This is a genomic window from Bdellovibrio sp. ArHS (assembly GCF_000786105.1).
Taxonomy (GTDB): domain Bacteria; phylum Bdellovibrionota; class Bdellovibrionia; order Bdellovibrionales; family Bdellovibrionaceae; genus Bdellovibrio.
In genome coordinates, this window is the sequence record NZ_JTEV01000016.1 from 197,353 (window position 1) to 217,794 (window position 20,442).

The window sequence follows — 20,442 nt, forward strand, 5'->3', positions numbered from 1 at the left end:
TTAAGTGTAAACAAAGCGTTGCCGGATTCAATGGAAAAACATGAAACTGGCAAGGGAGTAAAGTCCAGACGCGACCAAGATTCCCCCCGCAATTTTCTGATGACGAAGTCCCGCGTGATCAATCGTGGTGCGCACCATTGACGGAACGGCACTCAAGGTGGGAAGGCCTCCCAGCCAAAAAAGTCCCATCGTCAAAGCGCCCGCCCACGGACTTTTGGTGGCGACGGCGGCCAGTACATAGGTGTAAAGCCAGCCGCAGGGAAGAAAGGCCGTCAGAATGCCGACGACAAAACCCGAGCGACTTAGAAAGCGTCCTTGAATTTTTTTGATAAGAGGCAGAACGAAGTGAGAGGCGGGGAATTTTAAACTGGCCGGCAAGATCATCGAAAGTCCGTACAGTATTAAAACCGCCGCTAGCAGAGATGTGCCTATCGCCCGAAACAAGGACCAGTCATTCTGCAGAAACAGCTGTCCTAGATATCCCGCCAAGGCCCCCAAAAGGGTGTAAGCCAAGCCTCTTCCCAAGTTGTAAGCTAACAAAGATCGTCGTGCGCTCATCAAGCTGGCGATCGGGCCACACATCGCAGCACAATGCCAGCTTCCGAAGAAGCTGGCGGAAAGAATTCCCAGTGCTAGAAGAAGTGTGCTGGTGGTCATTACTTAGGTCCTACTAAGATCAGCTCCCGACTGCTATTCAGAGATTTTTCAGGACCGACATCTTGGATTTCAATTGTGGTTTTAATCTTACCACTGTCTTTGAAAAGAGCCGGAGGAATTCGCACAAAGAAGTACCATTCACGACTGTCGCCTGGCTTCAGAGCCAAAGGGTTTTCGGCGACACTGAACTCGACGCCTTTTTTCAAAAGCTCCTCTTCCAGACTCAGTTTATAAAGAGCCTCTTTGCCGCTTTGATTTTGAATATGAATGCGGAATTGGTTCAGGATCATTTCCTGCTCATTATTTTTCACAAATGAGTAAGGTAGTCCCGCGCCTCGCAGAACGGTGAAGTGCGCAGAATCTCGGGTGCCGATCGCCCATGAAAGGCCCGCCACTAAGACAGCGATTGCTGTCATGTAAATCAAAGAGCGTGGTTTTTTCAGTTGGATGGGGCTGCCATCCAGGGTGTCATAGCGAATAAGGCCTTTGGGCTTTTTCACTTTTTCCATGATTTCATCGCAAGCATCGATACAGGCGGTGCAGGCGATACACTCCATTTGTAAGCCGTTACGAATATCAATTCCCGTCGGGCAAACTTGCACACAACGATTGCAGGCCACACAGTCGCCGACTTTGTCTTTGGTCGGCGTGCCTTTACGGGGCTCACCGCGTTTTTCGTCATAGACGACGGCCATGGATTTACTGTCTAAAAGAACGGATTGAATACGTCCATAAGGACACATGATGACGCAGAACTGTTCACGGAACCAGGCGAAATCAAAAAGCACCAGTGCCGTGAAGAAGGCGACCAACAGAAAGTACGTTGGATTTTGGAAAGGACTGTTTTGCACCATCTCCATCAAGTCACGCGAGCCCACGAAGTAGGCCATAAAGCTGTGACCGATTAAAGAGGAGGCGACAAAGAACAAGAACCACTTTAACGAAACCTTGCGAAACTTCGCAAAGGACATGGGGGCATCGCGCAGACGTCGTCTTTCGATGTAGGAACCTTCCACCCACTGTTCAATGCGACGGAAGACGCCGTCAATAAAGACGGTTTGCGGGCAAGCCCAGCCACACCAGACCCGTCCCCAAATGGAGGTCACGAAGGCTAATCCTAAAGTCAGCGTGCCTAAGACAAAGAATAAAAGGGGAGCGTCGTGTGAGCGGAAAAGAATCCCGAAAAGTGCAAATTCTCTTTTCGGGATATCGATCAGAATTGTCTGGTGACCGTTGATGGTCGTCCAAGGCAAAAGCAGAAAAATCACTAACAAAACACACTGGCTCCAGGTGCGATGCCTTCGAAAAAATCCGCGAACTTCAGCGGGAATTAAGTAAAGGCGATCGCCATTTTCATCAACACTTGTCAGTTTTCCTGGATCCAGTCTGTTCATATATACAACCTATTTTAGATAATCCTCTACCGCTTCGCCTTGAGGTTCTTTTCCTTTTACGGCTGAGCCTTTTTTGGAAAGAATGTAGGCGCTGACAGCATAGAGTTCTTCTTTTTTAAGGACAGGGCCCCATGGTGGCATACCTTTGTCAGCAACGCCATCACGGATCACCTTCACGATGTCCATGCGCGTGCCTTTTCCATGAATCCAGAACTTGTCCACAAGGTTAGGGCCAATCATACCCTCAAGTTGTTGACCATGGCAGGCGGCGCATTTTGCCGCGAATTGAGCAGCCCCTACTTCAAGCAGGCCGTCCTTTTTAAACTCTTGCGCCAAGGACTCTTCTGTTTCCAGAGGAGCCGAAGTCTGGGCTTGGGATTGCGTTTTTTGAATTTCCGCCATCGCCACTTTCAATTCGTCTTGCAGGGTCTGACCGCCGGCAAGTTCATAGTGAACATAATAGATGAACGCGAAAATAATGGTTAGAAAGAACGTCCACAACCACCACGTTGGTAGGGGATTGTCGTGTTCGATGATGCCATCATATTCGTGAAACTTTTGTTCTTGGTCGCTCATAAGGAATCTCCGTCAGTTAATGGCATTTGTTCCATGCGGTGATAAAGTTTATTGCTGTTCTTGCGATAGACCCACACGATGACCCCAACGAAAAACAAGAAGAAAATCAAGAGGCCAAGGGCGGTGAGGTGTGTGTCGGTGAAAAATCTTAATCCTTCTTGTTTCATTGGCCTTTGCCTTTCTGTCCAAGGGACTGAAGATAAGCGATCAATGCGACGATTTCTTTCTTTTCAAGACCTTTAGGCGCACCGTTAGCGGCTAGATCTGCAGCGATTTCCTGCGCTTGTTTTTGCGCATGGATGTCGGCGTTAGCAACCACATCAGCTTCGTAAGGAACACCTAGTTTGTTCATCACAGAAAGTTTTTTGCGAAGAACAAGGAAGTCCGTGTCCTTTTCAACCAACCAAGGATAGTTCGGCATGATACTTTTTGGCGTCACGGCACGAGGATCAATCATATGGCTGTAGTGCCATAGATTCGGATACTTTTTGCCGACGCGAGACAAGTCTGGACCGGTACGTTTCGAACCCCATTGGAATGGGCGATCGTACATAGATTCTTCTACTGTCGACGCATTTCCATAGCGCAGAACTTCCGCAGCGATAGGACGGATCTGTTGAGAGTGGCAGACATAACAACCTTCACGGATGTAGATATCGCGACCCGCAATTTCTAGCGGAGTGTAAGGGTTAACGATATTCGCCGGATTCACATAGCGATGCAATGAAAGAGTCGGATAGATCTCGATCACAGATCCAACGGCGATGGCCAAGAAAGCCAACACAGAGAATGTCAGGCCCATGCCTTCCAGTTTTCTATGAGAACCTTCATTTTTCTCGTCGTAACCTGTTCTTTGTACTTCGACAGAAGTTGGTGCAACAGCTTTTGGAGCTTTTTGAATGGTTTTATAGATATTGTACGCCATCATGAAGTAACCGATGATGAACAATAGACCGCCTAAAGCGCGGACCCAATAAAGTGGAACGATACGAACCACAGTCTCGATAAAGTCAGGGTAGACCAACTGACCTTCTGGAGTGACCGCTCTCCACATCAAACCTTGCGTGATACCCGCAGTGACCATGGAGATGTAATAAAGAAGCACACCAGTCAAACCGATCCAGAAGTGATTCTCTAATAGTTTCTTAGAGTAAAGCTCTGTCTTCCAAAGGCGTGGAACCAGATAATAAATCATCCCGAAAGCCAAGAAACCATTCCATCCCAAAGCGCCGGAGTGCACGTGACCAACAATCCAGTCGGTGTAGTGTCCCAAAGCAGAAACGGATTTGATGGAAAGAAGTGGACCTTCGAAAGTCGACATTCCGTAGAACGTCAAAGCGGCCACGAAGAATTTGATCAAAGGTTCAGTACGCAAAAGATGCCATGATCCTTTCAACGTCAAAAGACCGTTGATCATACCACCCCAAGATGGTGCCCAAAGCATCACAGAGAAAATCATTCCCAGTGTCTGTGCCCATTCTGGCAAAGAAGTGTAAAGCAAGTGATGCGGACCCGCCCAGATATAGATGAAGACCAATGCCCAGAAGTGGACAATCGATAGACGGTATGAATACACCGGACGATTGGCTGCTTTAGGTACATAGTAATACATCAAACCTAAGAAGGGAGTTGTTAAGAAGAAAGCCACGGCGTTGTGACCATACCACCATTGAACCAGCGCATCCTGAATACCTGCGTAGACGGGATAGGACTGAAGCATTCCGACCGGAATCTCAATCGAGTTCACGATGTGCAGAACCGCCACGGTAATGATTGTCGCAATGTAGAACCAGATCGCAACGTACATGTGTTTTTCACGACGTTTACGAATTGTTCCGAAGAAGTTGATCGCGAAGATCACCCATACGACCGCGATGGCGATATCAATCGGCCACTCAAGTTCGGCGTACTCTTTGGACTGTGTGTAGCCCAAGGGCAAAGTGATCGCAGCTGAAAGAATGATCAACTGCCAGCCCCAGAAGTGCATTTTCGAAAGCACGTCTGAAAGCATGCGGGTTTTTAAAAGTCTTTGCGAGGAATGATAGATCCCGGCAAAGATCGCGTTTCCGGCAAAAGCGAAAATCGCGGCGTTCGTGTGCAGCGGACGAAGTCGACCAAACGTGATCCACTCTAAATTGGCGTTAAGTGGCCAATATGCCAACTGCAAAGCTGCGATGAGACCGAATAAGAACGCGGCACCGGCCCAAACCATGGTGGCCAAGACGAACTTCTTCACTATGTCATCATCGTAGTAAATTTTCTCGACAATACTACTGTTAGTTTTCACAACTGTTTCCTTTCGTTGTCATCTTTCAAAATTCTGTGTGCCGGAGTCTCTAAATCGTCAAACTGTCCTTGGGACGTAGCCCAGATAAAAGCGACGACGAAACCTATCCCCAATAAAAGGGCCATGGGAATCATGATCGTTATAATATTCATCGGAACCCCCATAGTGATGAAAGAATGAGGGCTGCGGAACTGACCGGCATCAAGATCGCCGCCATCATCGGATTAATGAAACCACAAAGAGCCAAAACACCGCCAGCAATATTATAAACAATGGAAATGCTGAGATTGCGTACCAGGACGCGACGGGTTTGTTGTGCCAGATTGAAAAGATCCAAAACCGGAGTCAGCCCACCGCGAGTCAGATAGATGTCGGCGCTGTGCAGACTTAGGTCCACGCTGCCTTTAACGGCGATACCCACATCGGCACTTTTCAAACATAAAGAGTCATTGGCGCCATCACCAATCATGCAGGTGTTGGAGTACTTATCCAGGATCTGTTTTTTGTCCTCTGGAAAAAGCTCGCCGTAAGCATGTTCTTTGCGAATTCCGCAGATCTCGGCCACTTTTAGAGTGCGGTTTTTGCGGTCTCCGGAAACTAGGAAGCATTCTTTACCTTCGCGCTGTAAAGCCGAGATCGAAGCCTGAGCATCACTGCGCAAGGAATCGCTGAAGTAAAGACGGGCTAGACTTTGGCTGTTCTTAATGACCTCAATCCCGATTTCAGATTCGTGAGTGCTTTCCGCTAAATGGCGGACTTCATAGTAGTCGCCATTGACATAGCCGCGGACACCACGTCCCAACATTTCTTCGGCTTGAACGCCAGTGCATAAAACCTTGGTGTCTGACCAGGCTTCCCGCAACGCAAAGGCCACGGGATGATATGACGCGGATTCTAGGCTGAGGATGACTCTTTTTAGATCTTCATCGATAGAACTGGGCTCACTATAAGAAAGACGCAACTGGCCTTCCGTCAATGTTCCTGTTTTATCGAAGAAGATGTTTTGCACAGTCAGAATTTTTTCAAGAATATTGGCATCCTTGATCAACAAGCCCTGACGCTGCCCCTTTCTTAAAGCCAGACCGAAAGCCAGTGGCGAACCAAAAGCCAAAGCGCAGGGGCAGGCCAGAACGATCAAAGCCAAAGCGCGGTTGAAGCCCTCTGTCGGATTGATGGTGTAGTAAAGAGCAAAGAAAAGAATCGCGATGGCAAAGACAGTGATAATTAACTTTTGCGCCAAGCGATCTGTAAGAGCGACGAAGGGGCTTTTCGCAGCGGCGCCATGTTCTAATTGGGCAAAGAGCTTGCCTAATTTGCTCTCTGCAAAAGAATCCTTCACCTTAACCTGGATCTCGTGTTCCAAGGGACGGGTGCCCGCCAGTAGAGTCATGTGCTGCGAAAAGACCTTCGGTAAGGATTCGCCATTAAGTAGCGACATGTCGACAGTGGCTTGCGGGGAAAGAAGCTCGCAGTCGGCGGGGATGTTTTGGTCTCTTTGAATCAGCAGGATCTGATCCTTTTCAATATGCTCCCAGGGGACGCTGCGTTCTTCGCCATTTTCAAGACAGATATAGCGTTCATTTTTGAAAAAAGTTTTCAGATGCGAAGAAGAAAGATGCGTTTGTTGAACACGTTTCAAAAGATAACGAGCCGAAAGAATAAAGAACAGAAAACTCGCGGTGCTGTCATAATAGATATGACCTTCGCCGCGAATCAGACTGTAAGTGGAAAGAATGAAACCGGACAGCATCGCGATGACGATGGGTAAGTCGACATTCACCACTTTATATTTCAAGGTGTTCCATGCCCCTCGATAAAACGGCACCGCGCTATAAAATAGGATCGGAAGGAAAAGGAAGAAGCTCAACCAGTTAAAAACATCCGCCCAGCCACCCGCTAAGCCGGCATAGACCGGGATGACAAAAAGCATGGTGTTTCCGGCGCAAAAACCTGCGACCGCGATTCTTTTTAAGAAGGCGCGATTTTCCGCTTTAAATCTTTCAGTGACATGATCCTGTGCTGAAAGTAGGGAGGGCGAATACCCCAGCTCTTTAATGACGTAAGCAATCTGAGCCAAAGAGGCCTCGGGTTTTACTTTAACGGCCACTGTGGATTGGGCAAAGTTCACGCGGGCGGTTTCCACCCCCGGATAAAATTCAGGCAGATTTTCTAAGAGATGCACACAGGAAGAGCAGTGCAAGCCTTCGGCATAAAACAAATAGTCAAATTCACTTTGGTCGTTGTGGCGATAGATGTCTTTAAAATCCTTTTGATCAAGATAGGCGTACGGATTCGCCGCTTTTGTTACCACCGGAAAGGCACCCACCTGAGTAGCTAAGACTTCGCAAGCACGACAGCAATACGGCCCCGCATTCGTGGGGGTCGCACAATATTGACAGGGGCTCAGGGTGGCTAGAGACATTTTCGTCATCTCCTTTTGCCTTCACTTTGCGGAAAATGACAAAATGAAAATATGATGAGGATCATAACAGTTAAAAAATGAGGGAATCAATTGTGAACAAATCGTGACAATTGTTTCAATTTGAACGGCGGGTGGACAAAAGTGCATCAATTGGTTGCGCCTCCTGCCTGCTCATGATTTATTGAGCAGATGACGAATACCATTTCCATAACTAAGACGAAAAATCCCAAGCCACGTCCTTCCGTCGAGTCGTTGGGCTTTGGTCGTTATTTTACAGATCACATGTTTTTAGCGTCTTACTCCACGCAAAAAGGCTGGCATGATCTGCGCATCACTCCCTATGAACCTCTTGCCCTAGATCCAGGCGCCAGTGTTCTGCATTATGGACAGGCCTTGTTTGAAGGAATGAAGGCTTTCCTTCATCAAGATGGAAGCTGTGTTTTATTCCGACCTGAATTCAACTGGGCGCGCATGGCTGAAGGAGCGGAACGTCTTTGTATGGTGGCGCCGCCAAAGGAAGTTTTTCTTGAGGGTATTCGCGAACTCATCAAGGTGGATCAAGACTGGATACCTTCGCAAAAGGGGTGCTCTCTTTACATTCGACCGACGCTGATCGGGAGCGAATCCTTTTTGGGTGTGCGCCCTGCGGAAGAGTATTTGTTCTTCACGATTCTATCCCCGGTAGCTTCGTACTACGGCGAAGGAACCAAGCCTGTCAAAATTTGGGTAGAACAAGAATACCTGCGGGCTGCTCCCGGCGGATTGGGAGCCACCAAAGCGGCTGCGAATTATGCCGGAAGTTTGAAAGCCGCCCTGCAGGCAAAGAAAAATTCTTACGCACAAGTCCTGTGGTTGGACGTCACTCATCGCTACATCGAAGAAGTGGGGACGATGAATGTCTTCTTCGTCTTCGAGAATGAAATCGTCACGCCTTCGCTGGAAGGCACGATTCTTGGCGGCGGAACCAGAAACTCAGTCCTCACACTTTTGCGAGCTAAGAACAAGCCCGTCGTAGAGCGCCGGGTGACGTTGCAGGAAGTGCGCGATGGCGCGGCCAACGGAACGCTGAAAGAGATTTTTGGGACGGGGACCGCCGCGGTTATCAGTCCTGTCGGTGAACTTGCGGCCAAAGACTGGAAGATCACCGTGAATAATGGGGAAATGGGTCCGGTGGCTGCCAGTCTTTACGAAGAACTCACGGGCATTCAAAACGGAACGGCTCCGGATTCTTTCAATTGGCTATATAAGGTTTAAGGAGTGAGGGCTGAGTTAGTTCAGCTCTGCTTTATCGCGAAGTTTTTCACGCGAAAGAATGCGGATGCCGCGACCATTCGACTGGTCGATGATGCCCTCTTTTTCGAAGTTGGCAAGGGTACGAATCACAGTCTCAGGTGTGGTGCCAGCCCACTGAGCGATTTCTCTGCGGGTCCAATTCTGATGCGAAAAATGTTCTTGTAAAAACAGCAGAGCTTCAGCAATGCGCTCGGATGCATCTTTGTCCATTTGTCCCATCCACTTTTCTTCGGCCATACGCAGATCTTTCGAAATATGCGAAAGAAGTTTCATGGCAAGGTCGGGATGAGTTTTGAAGATATTCATCACATCGGCTTTGGGAATAAAGCACAGTTCGCAGTCTTCAACGGCGACCGCCGAAGCGTGATAAGGTTCGCCAGCAAAAAGAGAGCGATAGCCTAGCGTGCCGCCGGGACCGACAAGACGAAGCGTATGGGCCGCGCCAGTGGCAGAGGTGACTTCCAATTTCACTAATCCTGTTTGGATCGTAAAGATGCCTAAAGAGTCGTTGCCGGAATAAAAGATCACCTGACCTGCTTTAAAACGGCAGGTCACACGGGCTTTTTCCACCATGGCATGCGTGTCCGGTGTGGCACACATCAGAGAATCTGCTTTCATATCGCAAGATTTGCAGGTTTCAGTGGTGGGTTGGGGAGAGCAATCTTTTTTCATCGACATCTTGTTAACCATCCTAACAAATATTTAGAGGTTCGTCATGAAAGTTTATTGAGAGGGCTCGGGTCAACAAGTCTCCGTCGTCGCGACCCTGATAATGAGGCGTATTCAGCCTCTGGGCCGCACTCAGCTGCTCCGGCGTAAAATTCCAAGGTCGCAGGGCTTGCGTAAAAAAGTGAGAAAATTCTTGTTCGATCTGTGCCGGAAGGGACTCGGCCATAGAAAGTCCTTCCTTGCGCTTATAAAAGCCTAAAAGTATGGCCTTCAATGTTTTTAAAAGATGCAGGGGCACGGAGTTCATATCCGACATAAGATAATGGAATTCTCCTCGGAAGAGTGTATCATTATATAACATTTGTTGGATAGTGGGCATTTGGGCAAGAATTCGCAGACGTTGGCAAAACAGAATCTGGGCCTGGGCCTTTTCGCTGTCGGCAAAAAAATGATCCGCGTGAATTAAATCATGCACGATAAAGCCTAAAACATCCCGGCCCTCTTCGACGAAATTCAAAATCTGCTCTTTTTCTATCAGCATGCTGAGGCAGCGGCGACCGCGCGCCTGCATGTCCAGCACCTCTTCGGGGGTCGGCACATCCGTGAGAAGATCGAGTGGATAAAGGCCTTCGCGCCAGGCCACCAAGGACCTGGGGACCGCCAGCGGAATAGAGCGCCAACTCAATGAACAGAAGTGGTCCACAAATGGCGTCGCAGCGGCAAACCTCTGCAAGGATTTTGCATTCTGAAGAGGCGCCGGCAAAACTGTTCGCAACACGTCGACGAACTCGTCACTGCGTAAGCTAGGGGACGAGGAATCAGGCACCGCAAAAGCGTGATGAACCCCGCCCAAAAAATCTTTGGGTCGTCTAAGAAAAGAAAAAATAAATATGTAAGCCGCCACGATTTCCACATCGCTGAGATGGCGCTGTCGCCACAAATTCAGGAAGGGTTGTAAGCACGCATAGGCCCAAGGGCCTTGAGTTTTTAAGAAGGAATCGTCAAGGAGGCGATGACGAAATCGACCAGCACGTAACATAATGTCTTTTGTAAACGTCACCTTGACGGAAGTCTAACAAATTACTCGTTGCCAAGCGTGACAAGGACTTTTCTAATTGAAGGAACGGTGAATCTCTACGGATTGGAGACTCCATGAAGACATTGTTTCTGATAATGTTGTTGCTGGCAGGGGGGAAAGCCCGCGCTCAGTACTATATGGTTGAAGAATCTCCCCAATCCCCCTCTCAAAAAACCTCTTTAAACCCTTTGGATGTCTCTGCCGAGTTAATAAGCGAAACACATGATTGGAATGAACTGGCGGACCGGGTCTTGTCTCTTTTGAATTTTTCTTATTCTTCGGAAAAATATGCAGATTATAGTGAGCGTTACAATCGTGCTAAACATTTTGGCAGTTGGTTGCGTGATCATAGTGATGGAACTTGTCACAATACGCGGGCTAAAGTTTTAATTCGCGATTCTTCTGTTCAGGTGTCCTTTTCTGCCAACGGGTGCACGGTGACTGCAGGTCACTGGGCGGATCCTTATAGCAATCGAGATTATCAGCGCGCTTCAGAGATTCAGATCGATCATTTTGTGCCACTGAAAAATGCTTATATCAGTGGGGCTTATAAATGGAATTGGCAGCGTCGTTGTCTATATGCGAACTACATGGGGAATGAGTATCATCTGCTCTCTGTCTATGGCCCGGAAAATTCGTCGAAAAGTGATAAGACTCCCGAAGGATATATGCCGCCGAACCGCGCGTACCAATGTCAGTATCTGGCGCAGTGGTTGAAAGTAAAGCTGATATGGTCTTTAGCATTGTCTGTGTCTGAAAAAAAGGCGGTGGAAGAACTGGCGCAAGCCAATCACTGTACTGCGGCCGAGCTCAGCTTTTCTCAGTCCGACTTGGCAGCGCAACGCCGTTATATCGCGAATAATATCAATCTTTGCCAATAATGGAGTCCTGGACCTAGGACCCTCATTCTGACAATGTGGAAACAATAGGGCACGGTCCTTCTCATTTCTGGAAAAATCCTAAAAAAATCTTCGCTTTCTGCCGATACAGTGGGCATGAAACACATTCTCATAACTTTGATTTTTGCCTTGGGAACGGGCGCTCAGGCCCAGCAGACGTGTTCTAAAAAAACATCGGCCACACAAGACTTGCAAGAGCTTTGTGATGCTTTAAATAAATCGAATAAAGCGGCTTGTGATGTGAAAGTGAAGGCGGAAAAACAAACTTTACCGGCGATCAATTACGGCGTTTTTTCAGCCAGTGCAAAAATGAAAGGCTTGTTTTCGCAGCTCGAAAATCTACAGAAAGATTTTATGCAGCAATCCGGGGGCTGCCCGGGAGGTTGTTCGCGTATCAGTGCGCCGGTTGTTGAAGTGACCACGCGGCCGAGTGCCGTGGTGCCCGATGCGGCCTGCCCGCAAGAATACACCTCCATTCAGTTGGCTCCGGCCGAGGGGAAAAAATTTGGCGTGTCACAAAGCGGTTCGGCGATAAAAAAGACTTTCGCCAATGCTGCCGATGCGACGACTTTTGCGCAAGAGACTTTGATGAGCGATAACAGTCTGGGGGAATTTATGGAGTCGAAATACTGTCAGTCTCCATGTTCGTACTCTTCCACGATCCGCTTGAAAAACCAGGCTGCCAAGGTGGATTTAGAATTGATCGTTCTTTGTGGGCCGCCTAAAAAGGAGCGTGATTGGACCACTCAAGCATCATTGACCAAGACGTATCGCTGCGAGGTGCAGTAATGAAGTCCTTAATTTTTATTTCTATTGTTTGCTGGGCAGGTGTCGTCAGCGCCGGTGTGTGTAAGGATTCTGATCAAGGCGTCAACCCTTCGGTCGCTGGCAAAGTGATCTACTCCTTAGGAGATGAAAATTGTCTGGGAGACTCGTGCTACACGCAGATGATCAAAGAGCATGATCGTTGTTTGGATGCCCAGAAACTTTTGGAGTTTTCGTGCGAAAAAGATCAAGTGCTTGAAAAAGCAGTCACTTGCGCGGGCGATCATGTCTGTAGAAATGGTGCCTGCGTCAAAAAATAAGTGGCTCAATGCAAAATCGACTGTCTTCAATCCGGTTCTGGTTGGAGCTCTGCCAGATTTTCGCTAGCATGTGATCCATGCAGTACACAACTATTGAACTTTTAGGAACGATCTTCTTTGGCTTAGCTGTTATTCATACTTTTATGGTGGGACGTATTTTACATTGGTCTCATCATTTCCCTAAACATTCGCTGGCAAACAGCGTCTTGCATCTTCTGGGCGAGATCGAAGCCGTCTTCGCAATTTGGGCCAGTCTTTTTATGGTGGTCTACATTGCTTTGGAAGGATGGGGACCGGCGATTACCTATCAGACCTCTCTTAATTTCGTAGAACCCTTTTTCATTTTTGCGATCATGGTTGTTTGTTCCACGCGACCGATCTTGGCGGCCGCCCGCCACGGCATTTTGTCTTTAAGTGGCGTATTGCAAAAAATTTTTAAAACGCCGGCCATTCATACGGACCTTTTTGTTGTATTGGTTTTCGGCTCCTTGAGTGGCAGTTTTATTACCGAGCCGGCTGCGATGACCGTGACAGCATTTATGTTAAATTCAATGCTGCAAAAGGAAACGAATAAACTTATTTATGCTTTGATCGCGGTGTTATTTGTAAACGTCTCTATTGGCGGAGCTCTGACTCCGTTTGCGGCACCTCCCATCCTTATGGTGGCCAGCAAATGGAACTGGGATTTTTCTTTCGTCCTGACTCATTTTGGTTGGAAAAGTGCCATCGCTGTTACGATCAATGCCTTGCTTCTGATCGCAGTTTTCCGCAAAGAATTTGCGCAAAACTGTATTACGTTGCGTGAAGTGGAAACTCGCCTTGCCGGAGCTCAGGCTCCGATTCCAGTCAGTGTGACTCTGGTCCATTTGCTTTTCTTGGCCGGGATTGTGATGACGGGTCATTACCAGAACGCTTTCTTAGGAATTTTCCTTTTATTTTTAGGGGTCGCTAGCGTGACTCAACGCTATCACGATGCCCTCAGACTGAAAGAAAGTTTGCTGGTCTCTTTGTTCCTTGGCGGCATTATTCAGTTTGGTGCCTTTCAGAAATGGTGGCTGGCGCCAATGCTAGGAGGCATGAGTGATTTGCTGTTGTTCAAAGGCGCTGTCGGTTTGACCGCAATTACGGACAACGCTGCTTTGACATATTTGGGATCGCAAGTTGAAGGACTTAGTGATTCCAGTAAATATGCCTTAGTAGCAGGCGCCATTGCGGGCGGGGGCTTAACGATTATTGCCAACGCACCCAATGCCGCTGGGTATTCGATTCTCAGTCATAAGTTTCCGGGAGGAATCAAACCCTTAAATCTTTTGATTGCAGCTTTGCCTCCCACCCTCGTCGCAATCTTTTGTCTTTGGTTTTTGTAAAAACGGATGCATTTTTATTGAGTCCTCTTTAAAATTTCTTGATGGAATTTGAGGACTCGGCATTTTTTAAAATTTCCAGTGATATGGTGGCGGTCATTGGAATGGACTGGGTTCCTTTAAAACTGAACTCTGTTTGGACTAAAGAACTGGGTTGGAGTGCTGAAGAGCTCGTCCAGCTATCCTTCAAAAACCTGATCCATCCCGATGATCTGGCAAATACCTTGGATAAGATCGGCGTTCCCTACGACGGGCAAGTGGTCCAGGACGTACGCAATCGCTATCGTTGCAAAAATGGCTCTTACAAATACCTCTGCTGGAATTATCAAATTGATCTCACGAAGCGTCGTATTTATGCCGTCGCCAAAGATATCACTCAGCAAAAAGTGTACGACGAGATTTATAAGCGGGCGAACAAAGTCGCGAGGCTCGGGAGTTGGAGCGTCGACCTTGTCGAAAAGAAGGTCCATTTTTCCCAAGAGCTTTGTGATCTTTTTGAAATCCAGCCCCATGAAATTTCAGTCATTGAAGAGGCTTTGGCTTTGTTGCCTGCGGCGGACCGGGCCTTCATCGAAGAAAAATATAAGAATCTTGTCGAGAAGGGGGAAGAATACGATATCGAAACGACTTTGACGACGCGGCGGGGGCGCCATTTTCCCGCGCGAATTATGGGCGCGGCCCTTAAAGAAAATAACGTCATGATTACGGCGTTCGGCATCGTTCAGGATATTTCCAAGGTGAAGGAAACGGAAAATATTCTGCGTTATCAGCAAGGCCTTCTGAACGGTCTTTTAGAATCGTCGCCCTCAATAATTTATGTGAAGGATTTAGAGGGCCGTTACATCCTGGCCAGTCGGCAATTCGAAGTACTTATGGGTAAAAGCAAAGACGAACTTCTTGGAAAGTCGGACTTTGAACTCTTCGCGGAACGGGATGCCCTTCGGCACGTCATGAATGACCGCCAAATCATTCGCACGAAAAGAGCGGAAAAAGCCGAGGACTCGATTCTCTTACCCGACGGAAGTGAAAAACAATATATTTCTGAAAAGTTTCCTATTCTTGACGACCATGGGAAGATTATCGCTATGGCTGGTGTCTCTACAGACATTACCGAGATTCATCATTATCAACAGGAATTGATTCGCGCCAAAGAACAGGCCGAGTTAGGGACCAAAGCAAAATCAGAATTTTTGGCAAATATGAGTCATGAAATTCGCACGCCGATGAATTCCATTATGGGAATGGCGGAAGTTCTTTTGGAAAGTCCTTTGGATGATGAGCAAAGAAATTACGTCAGGATATTAAGTCGCGCTTCGGAAAGCCTTTTAAGTATCATAAATGACATTCTGGATTTTTCAAAAATTGAATCCGGGAAGATGGTCTTGGAAAAAACGCCTTTCAAGCTACGGGAATCGGTGCAAAAAAGTGCTGAGTTGTTATTGATAAAAGCCCAGGAAAAGAAGTTAGAGCTGCGCGTGGAAATCGATCACGATGTTCCGGAAACGATTGTCGGCGATGCCAAGCGCTTGCAGCAGGTTCTGATCAATCTTGTCGGTAACGGTCTTAAGTTCACGGATGAAGGAAGTGTTTTATTGAAAGTAGCGCTTTGTCCGGGAAAACCCGACGAAGTTCAGTTCACGGTGGAAGATACTGGTATTGGAATTTCGCAGGATAAAATGGCCGTCCTTTTTACCCGGTTTTATCAAGGGGACTCTTCGATAACCCGCCGCTTCGGGGGCACAGGGCTGGGATTGAGTATTAGCAGGGAACTGGTGGAAAAAATGGGCGGCTCGATCGCTGTAGAAAGCGCTTTGGGAAAGGGATCTCGCTTTGTTTTTACCATTCCAGTGCATGGCCCGACTCAATAAAAAATTATTTTTTAGGGGCTGGACAAAACCGTGGCCTTTGTTTAACCTAGTTTTATCTCACACTAATGCAAGGGGAGGGCACTATGATTCTATCTAAAATCATTTCAATGATGTGTCTTTCCCTTGTTCAAAAATAGATCCCGACGTCGACCCAAACGTAAAGATCTGATTCTCTGAAATTTAATATTTAGTTTTGCTCATTGATGAGCAGTTATGGACTCGCATGAACTTCTTTAGACGTATGCTCTTTTCCCAAGTCAGCCCATTGGTGAAGCTTGCGAAAACCAAAAATATAGATGAAGGCGACTTACTGCCTTTGCCGGCACATCTTCATCCTGAAACTTTACCAGTTTCTTTAGAACCCCTTCAGTGGACGACGCCGAAAGCCTTTCTGTTTTCGATAATTCGCACACTGAAGAAATTATTACGGGTCGGTTACTCCTGGTACTTCGCCAGCTCCGTGCTGGCTTTGTTATCACCCGTTTTTGTAAATCGTTTTGTCGGTTTGATTTCTCAAGGTGTTACGGAACAATCGCTTCCGGAAGCATTGCTTTATGGTCTGCTTTTGGGGCTGTGCGGCTTTTTGTCCGGCTTGTGTTTGCAGCATTACTTTTACAACCTGCTTCAGGCTTATCAGATCACGACGAACATCTTAAATCAGAAAATCTTTAGCCACAGCCTGAAGCTAAGTCAGACCGCACGCCAAAAAAGTCAGGTGGGGGACATCGTGAACCACATGAGTTCCGATAGTGATTCCGTGTCCGAGTTTCCACAGATCATCGGCGACCTGGCATCGTCACTCTTTCTGATTGTCGGTGTTGTCTCGATGCTTTTTTATTATATTGGCTGGTCCGCCTTGGCGGCATTGGCGGTGTTATTCACTTTGGCGCCCCTGACAAGCTATGTCGCCAAAAAGTTCACCCATCTGGATGAAGAGATGATGAAACATCGCGATCGCCGTGTGACTTTGATGACTCAGGCTTTGAACTCCATTCGCGTGGTGAAGTATTTTGCCTGGGAACGAAGTGTGTCTAAGGAAGTGACTGAAGTTCGTGAACAAGAACTTTTAAGCCGCCGACGCTTAGCCCGAGCCGAAGTCATTTCATCGTTGGGTTACTTGGGTGTTTCCACCCTTGTTCTGTTTGTTGCTTTGGCGGTGCATGCCTGGCGCGGGCAGATTTTGGATGCGGCTGTGATTTTTACGTGCATTTCGCTGTTTGGTCTTTTGGAAGGGCCCTTTGGTGATTTATCGCGTTTGATTTCCCGTTACACCACGGCAGTAGTCGGAGCAGGACGTATTCTTAATTTCCTGAAGCAGGAAGAAGTGCAGATCTCGTCACAAGAAAGTTCCCTGAAGGATCAGCCGTTGGGGCTTGAGATCCAGGGCCTGTCTTTGACCTATCCGGAATCACAGGAAGAGGTTCTAAAGAATATTGACTTAAAAGTTCCGGCGGGAAGTTCCGTAGCTATCGTGGGTCCCGTGGGCGCTGGTAAAAGTTCTTTGTTAGCGACCCTGTTGGGGGAGGTGGCTCCCACTCGGGGACATATCCTGTTTCCGCAGGTTCTAGCTGGCGAACGCCCGCGCATGGCGTTCGTGCCTCAAGAAGCTTACATCATTAACACCACGCTATTGGAAAACCTGTCCTTCGGCGAAAACGTTTCCAAAGAAGATTTACGTCGGGCTTTGCATAACAGTTGCCTTAGCCGAGACCTGAAAGAGTGGTCAGGAGGGCTGCGCACCGAAATCGGCGAAAAAGGAGTGAATCTTTCTGGCGGCCAAAAACAACGGGTTGCTTTGGCGCGTGCCTATTTGCGTCGCCCGCAGATCGTTCTTTTAGATGATCCTCTTTCCGCCGTGGATGCCGAGACAGAAAATCTTTTATGCGACCGCCTTTTGTTTGGCGCCTGGAAAGATGTCACACGTATTGTGGCGACGCATCGCCTGGAGCACTTACCGCGTTTTGATCAGATTCTTTATATTGAAAATGGCGAAGCCAAGGGACTTGGAAGCTTTGCAGAGCTTCTAAAAATCTGTCAGCCCTTCGCAGAGTTTTATAAAGAGCATGGAAAAACCCAAGGGGAGCATTCTGCACCGACTCCGCCTCAGGAAGTTTCTACGCCGGAAACAGCCGCGGCTTCTTCAGAAGAAATCGATGAAAAGAAAAACCGTGTGACCGAGGATGAAGAAAGAGAAGTGGGGGCGGTGAAGGGCTCAGTATATTGGGACTACATCAGCTCTTTGGGCGGTGATGGAAAGTACACGAAGCCGTTGATTTTGAGTGTGCTTTTGTTTGGAGCTATCGGTGTTACTTTGCTCCCGCTTTTGCAAAAAGCTTGGCTTTCTTATTATTCAGGTCATCAAAGTGAGTGGGCTGCGTTATCAGCCATAGGCATCTATGGTTTGATTGGTCTGGCCGTCTTGGTGGGGTCTTTATTGAACCATTTGATTTGGTTAGAGCGGGGAATTCGTGCCGGCAAAAGCATGCACGATAAAATGCTGCAAAGTGTTTTGAAGTCTCCGGTCCGCTTTTTTGATTCAACGCCGGTAGGTCGAATCATCCAAAGATTTTCGCGCGACATTGAATCGGTGGACGTGTACTTGCAGTGGAGTTTTGATTCCGCCGTGCACTGCGCTTTGCAGGTCCTGGTGTCCATTGCCTTGATCTTGGGATTGATGCCGATGATGATTTTCGTTATCGGTCCTGTGATGGCGCTCTACTATGTCTTACAACGTGATTATCGTCGTCCGGCTCGCGAAGTGAAACGTTTTGACAGTGTCGCCCGGTCTCCACGCTATGCGCATTTCAAAGAGACCTTACAGGGATTGACGGTGATTCGTGGCTTCAATAAGTCGTCGTGGTTCATGCGAAATTTTTATGACAAGCTCGCCTACAGTCAGAAAATGTTTTATTCGCATTTCATGATCAATCGATGGTTCTCGTCGCGCATTCCGTTGATCGGTGGACTTATTTCAATGTCGACGGCCATAGGTGTGACTGTGTCGGCACGCTACGGACTGATGGATGCGGGGACGGCGGGGTTGGTGACATTGTATTCGCTGTCCTTCTGGGGTTTTCTAAACTGGGGCGTTCGTATCTTTGCGGATATTGAATCGCGCATGACGTCGATTGAGCGTCTGAAGTTTTTTTCGAGTCTTCCGGCGGAAAAAGATGTCGTTGTGGCTCGCGAAACACCGCTGCCCCCCGCATGGCCGGACAAAGGAGAAATTTCCGTCGAGAATCTGAAAGTGCGCTACGCCGCGCATCTGCCACTGGTCCTTAAGGGAATCACCTTCCATGTCGACGCCGGAACACGCGTGGGCATCATCGGTCGCACGGGGTCGGGCAAGAGCACCTTTTTTCAGTCCTTGTTTCGCTTCATTGAAGCGGAAGAGGGCTGTATAAAAATTGATGGTGTTGAAATTGCCTCTGTGCCTTTAGAACAACTGCGCCGTAATTTGGCGATCATTCCTCAAGATCCCACGCTATTCCTAGGGACGATCCGAAATAACTTGGATCGTTACAACGAATACACGGACGAGGACGTGATCACCGCTTTAAAACATGCCTCGATGTGGGAACATGTTAAAGAGTTGCCACAAGGCCTGCATTCGGTGGTCAGCGAGGGCGGTTTGAATTTAAGCCAGGGGCAAAGGCAGCTTCTATGTTTAGCTCGCGCCCTTCTGACCAAAGCTCGGGTGATCGTGATGGATGAAGCGACCGCCAGTGTGGATGTGCAAACGGATGCGATTTTGCAAAAAGTCATTCGGCAGTCTTTTGCCGGAGTGACAATGCTGATCATTGCGCACCGTCTGGGAACTATCGCCGATTGTGATCAGATCGTCGAGATTTCAGCGGGCGAGGTGAAATCGGTGCGACGACCTTCAGAGTTTTCTAAGGAAGAGATTGAAGAAAGTCTGGTGTAAAAGAAAAGCGGGTTGAGAGCCCGCTTTGTTTTTTGGACTGACCTCTTGGCAGTTCTGACAGAATGATTTCTGATGAACTGGAGTCAGGAGGTCTGTCATGCCCACGAAAGTGCTCACGCTGGTTGGTGGTATCAGTAAGAATTCCTTGAATAAAAAATTATTCAAAGCCGTCAAGGATCTGGCACCCAAGGATATTGAAATTGATACTTTTGATATCGCCACGCTGCCTTTTTTTAGTCAGGATTTGGAAAACAATCCTCCCGAAATCGCTCAGCAGTTTAAAAATAAAATCAAAGAGGCGGATGCGGCGTTATTTATCACACCCGAATACAATCGCAGCTTTCCAGGTGTGTTGAAAAACGCGATTGACTGGGGGTCTCGTCCTTATGGACAGAATCTTTGGGATCGCAAACCCGCAGCGGTGATGGGAGCTTCCATCGGAAATATTGGAACCTTTGGTGCCCAACATCACCTTCGTCAGGTTTTGGCGTACCTGAATATGCCCACCATGGGGCAGCCCGAGTTTTATTTTAATGCCGCGAAGGCCTTTGACGAAAATGGAAAATTGATCGATCCGAAAAGCCAAGAGTTGATTGCAGGTTTTTGGCAAAGCTTCGCGAAGGAATGCGCGGAGTTGAAAAAATAAAAAAAGGGAACCGTAAGGTTCCCTTTTCACTAGAGAGCTATGCGCTCGCTAATTCCGTGAAGGAATTAGTGACCAGCAGGAGCAGCTTCTTTAGTTTCAGCTTTAACTTCGCCAGCTTTTTTAGCGTGTTTTTTCTTAGCTGGAGCTTTTGTCTCAGCAGGAGCAGCTGCAGCAGCAGGAGCTGTTGGAGCAGTTTCAGTTTTAGCAGGTTCGTTAGCTTGAGCAACAACACCAGCAAATACAACAGTCATCAAAACAGAAGCGATTTTCATAGTAACC

General features: G+C 47.9%; 18 protein-coding genes. 8 read left to right on the plus strand and 10 right to left on the minus strand.

What is annotated here, in order from left to right; translation table 11 throughout:
• Nucleotides 1-27: 27 nt before the first annotated feature.
• The 7 genes from OM95_RS09765 to OM95_RS09790 are packed head-to-tail and all read right to left on the minus strand — an operon-like array spanning nt 28 to nt 7,336.
• Complete coding sequence (locus OM95_RS09765; RefSeq protein WP_041873089.1) at nt 28-657, minus strand: sulfite exporter TauE/SafE family protein; 630 nt, start codon at nt 655-657, stop codon at nt 28-30.
• Nucleotides 657-2,051, minus strand: coding sequence for a cytochrome c oxidase accessory protein CcoG (gene ccoG / locus OM95_RS09770; RefSeq protein ID WP_041873090.1), 1,395 nt, complete (start codon nt 2,049-2,051; stop codon nt 657-659). Before ccoG ends, OM95_RS09765 begins: the two co-directional genes overlap by 1 nt.
• A gap of 9 nt (nt 2,052-2,060) precedes the next feature.
• Nucleotides 2,061-2,627 (minus strand): cbb3-type cytochrome c oxidase N-terminal domain-containing protein, encoded by a 567-nt coding sequence (locus OM95_RS09775; protein ID WP_041873092.1) that lies wholly within the window; start codon nt 2,625-2,627, stop codon nt 2,061-2,063.
• The gene (locus tag OM95_RS17255) at nt 2,624-2,794 is read right to left on the minus strand and encodes a CcoQ/FixQ family Cbb3-type cytochrome c oxidase assembly chaperone (RefSeq protein WP_291516035.1); all 171 of its coding nucleotides are present in this window, start codon (nt 2,792-2,794) and stop codon (nt 2,624-2,626) included. Before OM95_RS17255 ends, OM95_RS09775 begins: the two co-directional genes overlap by 4 nt.
• Nucleotides 2,791-4,914 carry a cytochrome-c oxidase, cbb3-type subunit I gene (gene ccoN, locus OM95_RS09780; RefSeq protein ID WP_041873094.1) on the minus strand — a complete coding sequence of 708 codons (2,124 nt, stop codon included), beginning with the start codon at nt 4,912-4,914 and terminating at the stop codon, nt 2,791-2,793. The genes OM95_RS17255 and ccoN overlap by 4 nt, the downstream gene beginning before the upstream one ends.
• On the minus strand, nt 4,911-5,066 hold the full coding sequence (ccoS, locus tag OM95_RS09785; RefSeq protein ID WP_041873096.1) for a cbb3-type cytochrome oxidase assembly protein CcoS: 156 nt from the start codon (nt 5,064-5,066) through the stop codon (nt 4,911-4,913). The genes ccoN and ccoS overlap by 4 nt, the downstream gene beginning before the upstream one ends.
• Nucleotides 5,063-7,336: a heavy metal translocating P-type ATPase gene (locus OM95_RS09790; RefSeq protein ID WP_291516037.1), complete on the minus strand. Its 2,274-nt coding sequence runs from the start codon at nt 7,334-7,336 to the stop codon at nt 5,063-5,065. The genes ccoS and OM95_RS09790 overlap by 4 nt, the downstream gene beginning before the upstream one ends.
• Nucleotides 7,337-7,525: 189 nt before the next feature.
• Between OM95_RS09790 and OM95_RS09795 the strand changes: the two genes are divergently transcribed.
• Nucleotides 7,526-8,590: a branched-chain amino acid aminotransferase gene (locus tag OM95_RS09795; protein WP_041873098.1), complete on the plus strand. Its 1,065-nt coding sequence runs from the start codon at nt 7,526-7,528 to the stop codon at nt 8,588-8,590.
• A gap of 15 nt (nt 8,591-8,605) precedes the next feature.
• On the opposite strand, the gene OM95_RS09800 is transcribed toward OM95_RS09795, so the two are convergent.
• Together OM95_RS09800 and OM95_RS09805 are read right to left on the minus strand one after the other, a co-directional pair.
• Nucleotides 8,606-9,247, minus strand: a complete 642-nt coding sequence (locus tag OM95_RS09800) for a Crp/Fnr family transcriptional regulator (RefSeq protein ID WP_291516039.1) — start codon at nt 9,245-9,247, stop codon at nt 8,606-8,608.
• A 73-nt stretch (nt 9,248-9,320) separates the two neighbouring features.
• Nucleotides 9,321-10,337 (minus strand): hypothetical protein, encoded by a 1,017-nt coding sequence (locus tag OM95_RS09805; protein ID WP_041873100.1) that lies wholly within the window; start codon nt 10,335-10,337, stop codon nt 9,321-9,323.
• Between the two features lie 113 nt (nt 10,338-10,450).
• Here OM95_RS09805 and OM95_RS09810 point away from each other — a divergent pair, with 113 nt between their 5' ends.
• The 7 genes from OM95_RS09810 (at nt 10,451) to OM95_RS09840 (ending at nt 20,163) form a co-directional block, all read left to right on the plus strand.
• Nucleotides 10,451-11,257: an HNH endonuclease family protein gene (locus OM95_RS09810; protein WP_041873101.1), complete on the plus strand. Its 807-nt coding sequence runs from the start codon at nt 10,451-10,453 to the stop codon at nt 11,255-11,257.
• Nucleotides 11,258-11,371: 114 nt separating this feature from the next.
• Complete coding sequence (locus OM95_RS09815) at nt 11,372-12,064, plus strand: hypothetical protein (protein WP_041873103.1); 693 nt, start codon at nt 11,372-11,374, stop codon at nt 12,062-12,064.
• Nucleotides 12,064-12,360 (plus strand): hypothetical protein, encoded by a 297-nt coding sequence (locus tag OM95_RS09820; RefSeq protein WP_041873104.1) that lies wholly within the window; start codon nt 12,064-12,066, stop codon nt 12,358-12,360. The genes OM95_RS09815 and OM95_RS09820 overlap by 1 nt, the downstream gene beginning before the upstream one ends.
• Before the next feature lie 77 nt (nt 12,361-12,437).
• Nucleotides 12,438-13,727, plus strand: coding sequence for a putative Na+/H+ antiporter (locus OM95_RS09825; RefSeq protein ID WP_041873105.1), 1,290 nt, complete (start codon nt 12,438-12,440; stop codon nt 13,725-13,727).
• Nucleotides 13,728-13,768: 41 nt separating this feature from the next.
• On the plus strand, nt 13,769-15,592 hold the full coding sequence (locus OM95_RS09830; protein ID WP_041873106.1) for an ATP-binding protein: 1,824 nt from the start codon (nt 13,769-13,771) through the stop codon (nt 15,590-15,592).
• Between the two features lie 223 nt (nt 15,593-15,815).
• Complete coding sequence (locus OM95_RS09835; protein ID WP_041873198.1) at nt 15,816-19,517, plus strand: ABC transporter transmembrane domain-containing protein; 3,702 nt, start codon at nt 15,816-15,818, stop codon at nt 19,515-19,517.
• A gap of 97 nt (nt 19,518-19,614) precedes the next feature.
• Entirely contained in the window at nt 19,615-20,163 is a 549-nt protein-coding gene (locus OM95_RS09840) for an NAD(P)H-dependent oxidoreductase (protein WP_041873108.1), read from the plus strand.
• A gap of 65 nt (nt 20,164-20,228) precedes the next feature.
• Here the strand turns inward: OM95_RS09840 and OM95_RS09845 are convergent, their stop codons facing one another.
• Nucleotides 20,229-20,435, minus strand: coding sequence for a hypothetical protein (locus OM95_RS09845; RefSeq protein WP_291516041.1), 207 nt, complete (start codon nt 20,433-20,435; stop codon nt 20,229-20,231).
• Between the last annotated feature and the right edge of the window lie 7 nt (nt 20,436-20,442).